Source organism: Clostridium sp. CCUG 7971 (assembly GCF_017590215.1).
Classification (GTDB): Bacteria; Bacillota; Clostridia; order Peptostreptococcales; family Peptostreptococcaceae; genus Faecalimicrobium.
Genome location: NZ_JAFFPK010000107.1, coordinates 1 through 13,375, shown reverse-complemented (window position 1 = coordinate 13,375; position 13,375 = coordinate 1). Strand labels below are relative to the sequence as shown.

The following is a 13,375-nucleotide window of genomic DNA, read 5'->3' as shown; positions in this document are numbered from 1 at the left end:
TAAATTTAGGCAACCTTTTTATATTATAAATAATCCTATTTGAAGTAAAATTATAAATGGAATTCCAATTGTAAACTTAGGGTGTTTAGTCTTATGTCTAAAAGTATACATGCCTAAGAGACTTCCTAAAGAACCACCAATTATAGCTATTGAAATAAGTGTAGATTCACTAATTCTCCATTCGTTTTTTATTGCTTTTCTTTTATCTATGTACATAAAGTAAAAGCCTATAATATTAATTATAATAAAGTAAATATAAATTAAATTACCCATAAAACCTCCTGACAATAAAAATCAACTTAAATATAAGTATAGATTAAAAAATCAATTAATAACAGAATTTATTACAATATATAAATAAAAACTTTATAGGGGCTATATTAATTTGAAATATAGTGATATCATTTAAGTTATATAATCAGATAATATGAAATAAAACATTAATTTATATAGGGGAAATGATTAGATATATAAATAAAAAATCATATAATATAAAAATAAGACAAAATGAAAGGGAGTATATAAATTGAAAAATACGAAAATAAAAAAAATAAAAGCTTTAGTTCAAACTGATTTTGTAGGTTTATATGATGTTGAATATAAAAATAAAAAAAATGAAGATAGGCATTGGATGGTAGCATCAAGAAAAAATGAAGAAGAATTAAATGAAATTTATCTAGAAAATAAAGAAGATAAAATAGATGCAGTAGTTATTTGTGCTCTTCATGAAAGTGAAAATAAATTAGTTATTATAAGGCAGTTTAGAGTGCCTATAAACGATTATATTTATGAACTACCTGCAGGACTTATTGATAATGATGAAGATATTGAAAGTACTGTAAGACGAGAATTAAAAGAAGAAACAGGCTTAGACCTTTTAAAAATAAATAATTTAACAAGTAAAGAAAAAGTTTATTTATCACCAGGTATGACAGATGAATCAGTAGCCTTTGTATATTGTACATGTGATGGTGAGATAAGTGATGAATTTTTAGAAGATGATGAAGAAATTGAAGCTATTTTAGTATCACAAAAAGAAGCTATGAATATATTAGAAAGTAAAGAGACTATAGATATAAAATCATATCTAATGCTTCAAATGTTTGTAGCTTTAGGGGATAAATTATTCAATTAATATTAATTTGTGAGTGTTAATTAAAATATAAAGAAAAAAGCCATATAAACTAATTATTATATAAATATAAAATTGGAGGGATATGATGGCTATAAATATTAAACTAGAAAATAATGAACAAATTATATCTAGAATAAGCTGTTGCCGTAAAATTACAAATATAGAAGTGGTAAATAGTTTTCTTTTAAATTTCTTTATATCTACAACTACTACACCAATGGTAGGGCAAATAGTTGATGATTATATATTAACACTTACAAATAAAAATATATATCTTGAAAGTATCTATTATTCTCCGTGGGAAGGGATTTATTCGGTTATGAATATATCTAAAATTCCACTAAAAAAAGTAGTAAGTTTTGATTTATATAAGGATAAGAAAGATGAATATGTAATAATTAAATCAAATGAAAATAAAGAATTAAAATTAATGATTAAAGATGATAAATCTAAAGAAAAAGCTAAAGAAATAGAATGCTATATTAATAAAAATTAAAAGAGCTCTAGAAAAGTATTTTCTAAAGCTCTAGCCTCAGTGAATTATAAATAATAATTCTATAATATAATTCTATAAAGAAATAAGAAAACCTTTTTAGAAATTAATTTTAATTTAGAAAATAATAAAAAAAAAGATTGACTTTAAAAAAATCTTGTATTATTATTTATATAAATCAATAAAAATAGTTAGATTTTAAATGCATTGAAAAAGTAAAGTAGCATTTTGGAAAATCACAGAGAAGAAAACATTGGTGAGAGTTTTCTATTTAGAAAAAATGTGAAGTGCACTTTGGAGCAGAAGCTCGAATTAATAGTAGAGTTCTCCGGTATCACCCGTTACAGTGATTAGGCATGTTAGTGCTGGAATTTTCGAGCGTAGATATATTTTTTATATCTAAATTAGAGTGGAACCGCGAGTCAACCTCGTCTCTATTATATTAGAGACGGGGTTTTTTTATTTATAATCTAAAAAATTAATTTAAGGAGTGATTTATATGATACACGAAAATGTACTAAGCTTAATAGGAAATACACCCGTTATAAAATTAAATAATATAGAGAATAAAAATATTTATCTAAAGTTAGAAAGAACAAATCCTGGAGGTAGTGTAAAAGATAGAGCAGTTTATTATATGATAGAAGGATTAGAAAAAAGAAATGAACTAAAAAAAGGTGATGTATTAGTAGAAGCTACTAGTGGAAATACAGGTATAGCCTTATCTATGATAGGAAAATTAAAAGGATATGAAGTAATGATAGTAATGCCAGAAACGATGAGTGTAGAAAGAAGAGAACTAATGAAGGCATATGGGGCAAAACTTATACTAACAGATGGAAAACTTGGGATGAAAGGGTCAATACAAAAAGCTAAAGAACTTATAGGTGAAAATGAAAATTATAAGAGCTTAAGCCAGTTTGAAAATCAAGACAACATATATGCTCACTATAAAACAACAGCTAAGGAGATAATAAATGATATACCAGATGTAGATATATTTTTAAGTGGAGTTGGAACAGGAGGAACTTTAAGTGGAGTTGGAAAGTATTTAAAAGAAAAAAATCCAAATATAAAAATTATAGCAATAGAACCTAAAAAATCTCCTGCTATATCACAAAACACATCTGGACCTCATAAAATACAAGGAATAGGAGCAGGCTTTGTTCCGACAAACTATGATGAAAAACTAGTCGATGAAGTAATATTAGTTGATGATGATGAAGCTTTTGAAGGAATGAAAATAGCAGCTGATAAAGAAGGTATCTTAGTTGGTATATCATCGGGAGCAAACATATATGCAGCTATAGAGGTATCTAAAAAATACTCAGATAAAAAAATAGTGACAATATCACCAGATGGAATAGAAAAATATATTTCAATGGGAATATTCAATTAAATTATATCAAAAAGGGTGATTGATAAATGTTTAGGAAAATAAATAAAGATATAGAGTATATAATGGAAAATGATCCAGCAGCAAGATCAAAGATAGAAGTATTTTTATTATATCCATCCATCCATGCAAGAATAATGCATATATTTTCACATTTTCTATATAAGCATAAATTATTTTTCACAGCTAGATTAATATCCCAAATAGCAAGATTTCTTACAGGTATAGAAATACATCCAGGAGCTACCTTAGGCGAAGGAATTTTAATAGACCATGGTATGGGTGTTGTTATTGGTGAAACAGCTGAAGTTGGAAATAGAGTGACAATATATCATGGTACAACACTTGGAGGTACAGGAAAAGATAAAGGTAAAAGACATCCAACAGTTTTGGATGATGTAATAATAGGATCTGGATCAAAAGTATTAGGACCTATAACAATAGGTTCAAAAGCTAAAATTGGAGCAAACTCAGTAGTACTAAAAGATGTACCTAATGGAGCTACAGTAGTTGGCATTCCTGGAAAAGTTGTAAAGATAAAGGAAGATATAAAAATCACACTAAAATGATTTTAAGTGAAACGATACATTAACATAACATAAGATAAAGGAAGGTAATAATATGGACACTACATTTTTTTCGCAATTTATAATGATAACAAATATATTTACAATAGTTTCAATAATAGTACTAATAGGACTATTTTTTATAACAAAAAAATTAAGTAAAAAAGTAAATTTCACAAAACTAATGATAATATCTACTTTATTAGGTATAGGACTAGGGGTGGTAATTCAATGGGTTGCAAAATTCCCCAAAGATCCAAGTACTATAATATGGTTAACTGAAGTAAACAAGTGGTATGGACTTATAGGATACGGATTTATGGACATATTAAAAATGCTTGTAGTTCCAATTGTATTTGTATCAATAATAAGAGTTATTATGAACTTAAAAGAAGGCGAAGATATAAATAAGCTAACTGCAAGAACAATAATAATGTTACTTGGTACAACTGCAGTAGCAGCAATTATCGGAATTATTATAGGTAATCTATTTAAATTAGGGGTTGGACAACAAGTTGCAGTGGCAAGTGGCGAAATGAAAGAGATAACTCCAGTAGTAGATACACTAAGAAGTTTATTACCATCAAATCCAGTAAAAGTAATGGCTGATTCTAATATAGTAGCCGTAGTGATATTTGCAGCATTTATTGGTTTAGCTATAAAAAGATTAAATAAAAAATATTCAGATGTGATAAAACCTTTTGTAGATTTAATAGAAGCTTTTTATAAAATAATTGTTAGTGTATCTATAACTGTTATAAAATTTATGCCATACGCAGTTATAGCTCTTATGGCAAATACAATAGTAGGTCGTGGAATTAGCTCTATATTTGGTGTAATAGACTTTATAGTAGCTCTATATGTAAGTGTATTTATAATGTTTATAATACATTTAATTATAATAAGCTTAAATGGAATAAACCCTATAACATATATAAAAAATGTTTCAAAACCTCTTATACTGGCATTTACATCAAGATCAAGTGTAGGAACATTACCGGTAACAATAGAAGCTTTAACTGATAATGTTAAAATGGATGAGGGTATAGCAAGTTTTGTAGCTAGTTTAGGCTCTAATATGGGGATGAATGGATGTGCAGGTATTTATCCAGCATTAATGGCAGTAACTATTGCAAATATGTCAGGTACGCCTATGGACTTTAGTTTCTATGCAATGTTAATAATTGTAGTGACAATTAGTTCGCTAGGAATAGCTGGAATACCAGGAACAGCTGCTATGGCTGTATCAGTTGTAATATCAGGTATGGGAATGGGAGCATATTTCCCACTTGCAGGAGGTATATTAGCTATAGATCCTATATTAGATATGGGTCGAACTATGCTTAATGTAAATGGTAGTATGACATCAGCAGTAACTGTTGCAAATTCATTTAATAAAATAGATAAAACTAAAAAATAAGATATATCATTTATTAAATATTTAAATATAAAAGATAAACAATCTAAACAGGTTACTGATAATTATCACTAGCCTGTTTTTTAATATTAAAGCATTTAAGAACATTCCTAAGAAACATGAGTATAAAGTGTTGAACTTGTATTTAAAGTAATTATCATATAAAATAATAATTACTTTAAATATATAATTTTATATAGTATTATTTAACTATACAATAATATAGATGAGGTAGAATATGCATTTTACATATATAATAAGATGTAAGGATAATTCTTTATATACGGGATACACAAATAATATATTAAGAAGAATGAAAGAACATGAAACTGGTATAAATAGCAAATATACAAAAAGTAAAGGATTTGAAAAACTAGAAGTATACTTTGCAAGTAATAGCAGAAGTAAAGCAATGAAGTTGGAAAGTTATATAAAAAAGCAATCTAGAAATAAAAAGCTTAACATAATAAAAAGTCCAAATGAGTTTATAAAAGAACTTGAAAATAGTTCAGACTACTCACTTGGATCTGATATAATATAAATTAATAGATATAATAGCTAGGGGAGCCAATGGCTGAGAAGTAGCAACTGACCCTTATACCTGATCTGGATAATGCCAGCGTAGGAAAGCTTATACATAAATATAATATATTATATATTTATAACTATGTAGTCAAGCTATACCTAAATTAGGTATAGCTTTTTTATATAACTAAAACAAGGGGGATATGGTTATGCAAAAATATAGAATACCAACACTTACAATAGCAGGTTCGGATTCATCAGGGGGAGCAGGTGTACAAGCCGATTTAAAAACATTTAGTGCAATAGGAACATATGGAATGAGTGTTATAACAGCAATAACAGCTCAAAATACGAAAGGAGTATTTGCAGTAGAAGAATTAAGTAATGATATAATAAGAAATCAAATTGAAACGGTATTTGACGATATAGTTCCCAAATCTGTAAAAATAGGAATGGTAAGTAGCCATGAAATCATATTAGAAATAGCAAGAACTTTAAAAAAATACAATCCAAAATATTTGGTAGTGGATCCTGTTATGATATCTAAAAGTGGATATTCGTTGCTAAAACCACAAGCACAAGAAAATTTAATAAAGTATTTAATTCCAATGGCATATATAATAACACCTAATACAGAAGAAGCTCAAGAAATAACAAAAATAGAAATAAAAAATATTAAAGATATGAAACTAGCAGGAGAGGAAATTTTAAAAATGGGACCTAAATATGTACTAATGAAAGGTGGGCATTTAGAAGGTGATGCAGTAGATATTTTAATAGGAAAAGATACATTTGAAGTCTACAAAAGTAAAAGGTTTGACAGAAAAAATACACATGGAACAGGATGTACATTATCTTCAGCAATTGCATCTTACCTAGCATTAGGATATGACATTAAAGACTCAGTTAAACTTAGTAAGGGTTATATAACAAAGGCTATAGAAAATAGTTTTGATATAGGTCATGGAGTAGGACCAGTACATCATTTCTATAAATTTGATAAAGCTAGTGAGGTAGAATATGTTTAATAAAGAAAAACTAAAAGAATATTTAAAATTATACTTAGTTACTGATTCAGAGATTTTAAAGAATAAGGATTTTTATGAAAGTATAGAAGATGCTATAAAAGGCGGAGTTAAAATAGTCCAATTAAGAGAAAAAAATGCATCAGGTAAAGAATTTTTAGAAAAGGCGATTAAGTTAAGAAAGTTAACTAAAAAATATGATGCCCTATTAATAATAAATGACAGATTAGATATAGCAATTCTCAGCGATGCAGATGGAGTTCACGTTGGTCAAAATGATATAGATGCTAGTCTGGCTAGAAAGTTATTAGATGAAGATAAAATTATAGGTGTATCAGCTAAAACAATAGAGCAAGCACAAAAGGCAAAGTTAGATGGTGCAGATTATATAGGTGTAGGCGCCATGTATAATACATCAACTAAATTAGATGCAAAATGTATTAAATTTAATACAGTCAAAGAAATAAGAAAAAATATAGATATACCAATAGTTCTAATTGGTGGAATAAGTATAGATAAAATTAAAGAATTAAAAGAATTAGGTAGCGATGGATATGCTATTGTGTCGGCTATATTAAAAAAAGACGATATATATTTAGAAACTAAGAGGTTTATTTCAATTATCTAGAACATGTACCAAAACTTATTGAAAATAAAAAAAGAAAGCTATATAGCTTCCTTTTTTATGCTCAATATACAAAACTATTTTTTATAAGGTAATTTTTTAGAAGGTGGAAGATACTTTTCTTTAACTTGAGTAGGAATAGTACCGGCAGCACCAGTTGCTCCCTTAGGACCTGGTTTACCAGCAGTACCAGCAGCACCCTGAGGACCAGTAGGACCTTGTGGGCCAGCCGGACCCATAGGACCAGTAGGACCTTGAGGACCCATAGGACCAGTAACACCTGAACCAACTGTACCAGCAGAACCTTGAGGACCCATAGGACCAGTAGGACCTTGAGGGCCAGCCGGACCTTGAGGACCCATAGTACCAGTAGCACCTTGAAGGCCAGGCATGCCGGCCATACCAGCCGGACCCATAGGACCCATCTCACCTTTAGCACCTTGTTTACCAGGTTTGCCAGCCGGACCTTGAGGACCCATAGCACCAGATTTTCCAGGAAGACCTTGAGGACCCATAGGACCCATAGCGCCAGGCTTACCAGGTTTACCGGCAGGACCTTGAGGACCCATAGGACCTTGTGGTCCTGGAACACCAACAGATGTTCCTACATTACATAATGGATTAACATAAATTTCTTTTCCAAAGTCTATATATTGTATTGAACTTATTTTTACATATATAGGACCTTTACCAGAGCAAGTTTTACCCATCACGGCAAATTGATTTACCTGACAAATACGTAGTCTTAATATACAATCACTATCTTCTAATTTTAACCCCACCATTTTCCCTATACAATCACATAATAAGCTATAAATTTGAAAATCTGAAAAATTTATAGGATATACAAACGTAGGACACATACCTTGATCCATAGTAGAACATCCACAAGACTTTTTACTTTTTATAGGTTTGTTATCACACTTAGATGATTTATCACAATGCTTATGTGTGCTAGAATAACAAGGCTTTGTACAATTATTGTTACACATCCAGTCTTTACTCATATACAACACTCCTGTTTAAAAATTTGTAGTATTACTACACAATATAGATATATGATTTAGATGGCAAAAATGGGACATAGAATATCAAATTAATCAATATTAGAATATTTATTATATAAAAAAATATAGAGTTAATTTAAATCAAAGATAGATAATAAGTAAAATATATACATATATAAGGAAAAAATTTCCATATTAAAAAATATATAATAATAATAAAGATAAGTTGGAAAATGTTTTCTTAAAAGGATATAGGGAGGAGAATATATGAGGAAAAGAGCAAAAATTTATAAGAAGCTATCTATAATTTTAGCAGGTGCAACTATTATCAGTAATATGCCGATACAAGTATTTGCACAAGGTAATTTTACTCCACAAGTTATAAATCAACAAAATGTAGAAGTAATAACACCTATTAGTGAGACAAATAAGGCTTATATACAAAATTATGATAGGCCAGAAGGTATTACATGGACGAGTTTAAAAGATAGAGGAACAGTAGATGCAGAAAATGGATTTTTAAGTGTTACAAATAATGGCGATTATAGGTTTATAGAAAATGAATCTAATATTTTAGAAGATGGAGAGCTAGAATGTAGATTCCAAGTTAGTAAAGAAAACTCAGGAAGATTTGGGGTACTATTTAGAGCAGATGAATCAAAACATGCAGGTATCGCTTATGATAGTAAAGATACATGGGTAATTTTTAATGAAAGTACATATAAAACATTTAAAGGACCTGAAATTCAACCAGAAGACTGGGCTGTTTTAAAGGTAACATTTATAGGTAATAAACTTACTGTAAATATTAATGGTGAAAAGTACTTTGATGAAGTTGTAGACATAATATCAGTACAAGAAGGAAAAGTAGGATATAGAAGTTGGTATAATTCAAAAACTACTTCTGTAGATTATATAAAATATGGTCCAGTAGGAAGCTTAGGTGATGGACAAGCACCTGATATAAAAATTGAAAAAATAGAAGAAGTAAATGTTAAAACATTTAAAAGAATGAAACCAGAATTGCCTTTAAAAGTAAAGGTATCATACAATAATGGAGCAACAGGCAATGCAAACGTAGCTTGGGATTATATAGATCCAAAGTTATACTCAAAAGCAGGAACTTTTAAAGTAGAAGGAAGTATAGTAGGTACAGAATTAAAAGCTGTTGCCAATGTAGAAGTTAAAGAAGATGGCGTTACATATGAACCGGATTTTAATTTAGTAGATAATCAAGGATGGAAGACTACTCAAGGCGGAGGGAGTATATCTTATAACAACAACTCTGTAACTATTGGAATGAATGGTAAATCATTAGCAGTTGATGAAAAATCTCCAAATTTAAAAGATTTTACATATGAGACAGACTTTAAATACAGTACAAATGATGGAAGAATAGGACTTACATTTAGACATTTATCAGATACTCAATGGGGAGCTATTTGTTATGATAATGGAAGCTGGGTATGGAAAAATGGAGAAGGTCAATATGGATCATTTGGAGGAAGTTCAGTAAAGCTTGAGAAAGACAAAACATATAGATTAAAACTAAAAGTACAAGATAGTAATGTATCATTATGGATAGGTGATGAACTTGTTGGATCGCAATCTATATCTAATTTACCATCAAAAGAAGGTAAAATAGGCTTACATGGTTGGTTTGGAAATAAAAATGTAAAACTATCTAATGTAAAAGTTGAGGAAATTTTACCACTTTTACCTCCAGAACTTGGAGACACACAGGAACAAGTAATAGAATCAAGTACAATGAAAGTAGTATTAGATAATAACTTTCCAAGAGTATTAAGATATGAATGGAAAGAAGACGGATCTACTTTAATAGGGGAAAATGAGCAGCTATACATAATGGAAGTGAATGGAGAAAAATATATTCCTAAAGTTACATGTAAAACTTTAAATAATGAAACTATATATAATTTAGCTATTGAAGAAATTGGAGTTACAATAACTCTTAAGATGAGTATTAATAATAATAAACTAAGAATGGAAGTAACTGATATAAAGGAATCAACTACAAAAGTTAAAACTATAAATTTCCCAAATCATAGCTTAGCATCAGTGCAAAGCAACCAAAATGGTAAAACAGCATCAGTTTTAACAACTGGAGACTGGAACAATATAATAGAAGAATTTAAAGATGTTAAAGATCTAGAAGCTTCATCAAAAGGAAAGACTTATGCATTTATAAATAATGATGACTTTGCAATAACTGTAAATAACAATGTTATAGAAGGTGGAAATAGAGTAGTTTTGTCAACTGAAAATAGAAATGGGTATAAAAAAACTGGAATAGGAAATGGAACATGGACTTACAGAGAAGAATTAAAAATGCCAGATGGATATAAAGCAGAAGAAGAGTTACCTTGGTCAGAAGTTATTATAACCAAAGATGCTAATAATGATAATATAGTAGATTGGCAAGATGCAGCTATTCACTACAGAAAAAATATGAAGATATCAAAAGGTGGAGAAGATATAAAAAATAATCTTTCATATATAGATATGAACATTGGTTATACACAAAATCCATTCTTAAGATCTTTAGATATGGTTAAAAAGATTTCTAATTATACAGATAATTTTGGTCAATTAGTCCTACATAAAGGATATCAGGCTGAAGGTCATGATGACTCTCATCCAGATTATGGTGGACATATAGGCATAAGACAAGGTGGAGTAAAAGATTTTAACACTTTAATTAATGAAGGAAAAAAATATAATGCTAAAATAGGAGTTCATATAAATGCTACAGAGTATGCAAGGGATGCATTTGAATATCCAAAAGAGTTAGTAAATGAAAATGCTCCAGGATGGGCATGGATGGACAAAACTTTCTATGTAGACCAAAGAAAAGATATAACAAGTGGAGAATTGTATAGAAGATTAGATATGTTAAAGAAAGATGCTCCAGATTTAGGATGGGTATATGTTGATGTTTATACAGGAAATGGATGGAATGCAAATAAATTAGCACAAAAGGTCCATGATTTAGACTATATGCTTGCAACAGAAATGAATGGACCACTAGAACAAGATGCAGTATGGACTCACTGGGGAGGCGATCCAGCTTACCCTAATAAAGGTAACGCAAGTAATATAATGAGATTTATAAAAAATGACACTCAAGATTCATTCTTAGCAAATCCATTATTGAAAGGTAATAAACACTTATTATCTGGAGGGTGGGGAGATAGACATGATGTAGAAGGAGAATTTGGTGTAGGAGTATTTTATAATCAAGTATTACCCACTAAGTATTTACAACATTTCCCTATAATGAAAATGAGTGATAAAGAAGTATTATTTGAAAATGGAGTAAAGGCTTTGGAAGAAGGGACAAATATAAATTATTATAGAGACGATAGATTAGTTGCAACTACACCTAAAAACTCAATAGGTGAAACTGGAATTGGGAAAACTCAATTATTTTTACCATGGGATCCAGTGAAAGAAGATGAAAAAATTTATCATTGGAATCCATTAGGAACAAAATCAGAGTGGAAACTCCCAGATAATTGGAAAAATTTAAATACAGTTAAACTTTATGAATTAAGTGACTTAGGAAAAACTTATGTTAAAGAAGTTAAAGTTGAAAATGGAAAAGTTACTCTTGATGTAAAGCAGGATACACCATATCTAGTTACAAAAGGCAAAATTAAAGAAGAAAGGGTAGATGATTGGGGATATGGATCAGAAATAAAAGATCCAGGATTTGACTCTCAATCTTGGAAGGTTTGGAAAAAGGAATCTGATGCTAAAAATACTAATCACATACAAATTATAAATGAGTCAACTGAAAGAAGAAAAGGAAATGATATAGTTAAAATAAGTGGAAATAATGGCGCAGATGCTGAGATATCTCAAAAAATAAAAGGACTTGAAGAAGGTGCAACATACTCAGTATCAGCATGGGTTAAAAACGACGATAAGAGAAAAGTAAGTCTAGAAGTTGAATGTGGGGATGTAGAAGTAGAAGCTGAAATAAATCAATCTTCTAAAAAAAGAGCAGGTCAAGCAGTTAAATTTAGAGGAGACACATTTACTAGAATGGAAGTTGAGTTTACAGTACCAAAAGGGAAGAAAGTAGCAGAAGTTTCTCTAGAAATAGGAAAAGGAAGTAAAGATTCAAAAGTGTATGTAGATGATTTTAGAATATGGAAGCATCCAGGTCATACAAATAAGGATGGATACGTACTATATGAAGATTTTGAAAATGTAGATGAAGGTATAGGACCATTCTATTTAGAAGAAAATAGAGGGAATTCAAATAGAACTCATTTAGCAGAAAGAGATCTTTTAGGAAGACAATATAAACATTGGGTGCTTGATGGAAGATTTTCATTGAAAACAAATCAACAGCCAAATGAAAATGGTGAAATGATAGTAACTGAAGAAGCTACGCTAAAATTAGATAAAAATAAAACTTATGAACTTGGATTTATATACTCATTAGCAGACGCTAAACCTGGATATAGTATAAATATCAAATCGAAATCACAAGGGGTTTTAGTTAATATTCCTCTAGAGACAACTAATGTATCAGGAGATAAGCTTACTAATGCAAAGGAAATAAGTCATAAGTTCACTACAGGAAATGTAGATGATTATTATATCTCAATAGATAAAAATTCTTTTGAAGGAAAACCTGTAGAGCTGATATTAGATAATTTATATATAAAAGAAAATAAGGAATCAATAAAAAAACCTAAGTTAAAGTATGTAAATTTAAATACTATAACTAATAACTTAAAAGTTGGTCAATCTGTTGAAATTTATATTAATGCATTAAAAGATAATGGAGAAAGTGTAAATCTAAAAGACGCTAAGGTTGAATATAACATTTCAAATAAAAAAATTGCTTCAATAGAAAATGGAAAGATAATAGGCAATTCTAAGGGTAGCACAAAATTATCTGTTAAGGTAATTTTAGATGGAAAAACTATAACTTCAAATGAAGTTTTAATAAACGTAGAAAAGAAATAATATAAAAATGGTCTTTGCTTATAGCAAGGGCCATTTTTATTATAATAAACAAAAAATATATTTACAAAGTGTGTGTATTAATCGTATAATACACTTGAGAAGAAAAATTTTGGATAAAGTGTATTATACGATTAATACATATAATCAAAAATTTTTATATAGAGTGTATTAATTACATAATA

11 protein-coding genes, 1 riboswitch and 1 other annotated feature are annotated in these 13,375 nt (G+C 29.2%); of the genes, 9 read left to right on the top strand and 2 right to left on the bottom strand.

Translation table 11 applies throughout. The annotated features are described in order from the left end of the window. Window positions 1-18 precede the first annotated feature (18 nt). Window positions 19-273 carry a DUF1294 domain-containing protein gene (locus JWF52_RS13620; RefSeq protein ID WP_208334089.1) on the bottom strand — a complete coding sequence of 85 codons (255 nt, stop codon included), beginning with the start codon at window positions 271-273 and terminating at the stop codon, window positions 19-21. 253 nt (window positions 274-526) lie between these two features. On the opposite strand from JWF52_RS13620, the gene JWF52_RS13615 reads away from it, so the two are divergent. The 8 genes from JWF52_RS13615 (at window position 527) to thiE (ending at window position 7,185) form a co-directional block, all read left to right on the top strand. Further along, on the top strand, window positions 527-1,135 hold the full coding sequence (locus JWF52_RS13615; protein ID WP_208334088.1) for an NUDIX hydrolase: 609 nt from the start codon (window positions 527-529) through the stop codon (window positions 1,133-1,135). A gap of 85 nt (window positions 1,136-1,220) precedes the next feature. Then, on the top strand, window positions 1,221-1,631 hold the full coding sequence (locus JWF52_RS13610) for a hypothetical protein (RefSeq protein WP_208334087.1): 411 nt from the start codon (window positions 1,221-1,223) through the stop codon (window positions 1,629-1,631). Window positions 1,632-1,826: 195 nt separating this feature from the next. Continuing rightward, window positions 1,827-2,067 (top strand) — a binding site (T-box leader). 60 nt (window positions 2,068-2,127) lie between these two features. Continuing rightward, window positions 2,128-3,027 carry a cysteine synthase A gene (gene cysK / locus JWF52_RS13605; protein ID WP_208334086.1) on the top strand — a complete coding sequence of 300 codons (900 nt, stop codon included), beginning with the start codon at window positions 2,128-2,130 and terminating at the stop codon, window positions 3,025-3,027. Window positions 3,028-3,053: 26 nt separating this feature from the next. Then, window positions 3,054-3,593, top strand: coding sequence for a serine O-acetyltransferase EpsC (epsC, locus tag JWF52_RS13600; RefSeq protein ID WP_208334085.1), 540 nt, complete (start codon window positions 3,054-3,056; stop codon window positions 3,591-3,593). Window positions 3,594-3,645: 52 nt separating this feature from the next. Next, a complete protein-coding gene (locus JWF52_RS13595) occupies window positions 3,646-5,010 on the top strand; it encodes a cation:dicarboxylate symporter family transporter (protein ID WP_208334084.1) in 1,365 nt (454 codons plus the stop codon). A gap of 235 nt (window positions 5,011-5,245) precedes the next feature. Then, on the top strand, window positions 5,246-5,548 hold the full coding sequence (locus JWF52_RS13590; protein ID WP_208334083.1) for a GIY-YIG nuclease family protein: 303 nt from the start codon (window positions 5,246-5,248) through the stop codon (window positions 5,546-5,548). A 9-nt stretch (window positions 5,549-5,557) separates the two neighbouring features. Then, window positions 5,558-5,652: riboswitch (TPP riboswitch) on the top strand. Window positions 5,653-5,741: 89 nt separating this feature from the next. Continuing rightward, window positions 5,742-6,560, top strand: coding sequence for a bifunctional hydroxymethylpyrimidine kinase/phosphomethylpyrimidine kinase (gene thiD / locus JWF52_RS13585; protein ID WP_208334082.1), 819 nt, complete (start codon window positions 5,742-5,744; stop codon window positions 6,558-6,560). Next, window positions 6,553-7,185 carry a thiamine phosphate synthase gene (thiE, locus tag JWF52_RS13580; protein WP_208334081.1) on the top strand — a complete coding sequence of 211 codons (633 nt, stop codon included), beginning with the start codon at window positions 6,553-6,555 and terminating at the stop codon, window positions 7,183-7,185. Before thiD ends, thiE begins: the two co-directional genes overlap by 8 nt. A gap of 74 nt (window positions 7,186-7,259) precedes the next feature. On the opposite strand, the gene JWF52_RS19740 is transcribed toward thiE, so the two are convergent. Beyond that, the gene (locus JWF52_RS19740; protein ID WP_353654947.1) at window positions 7,260-8,189 is read right to left on the bottom strand and encodes a collagen-like domain-containing protein; all 930 of its coding nucleotides are present in this window, start codon (window positions 8,187-8,189) and stop codon (window positions 7,260-7,262) included. A 267-nt stretch (window positions 8,190-8,456) separates the two neighbouring features. Between JWF52_RS19740 and JWF52_RS13570 the strand changes: the two genes are divergently transcribed. Continuing rightward, window positions 8,457-13,193 carry an endo-alpha-N-acetylgalactosaminidase family protein gene (locus tag JWF52_RS13570; RefSeq protein WP_208334080.1) on the top strand — a complete coding sequence of 1,579 codons (4,737 nt, stop codon included), beginning with the start codon at window positions 8,457-8,459 and terminating at the stop codon, window positions 13,191-13,193. The last annotated feature ends 182 nt before the right edge of the window (window positions 13,194-13,375 follow it).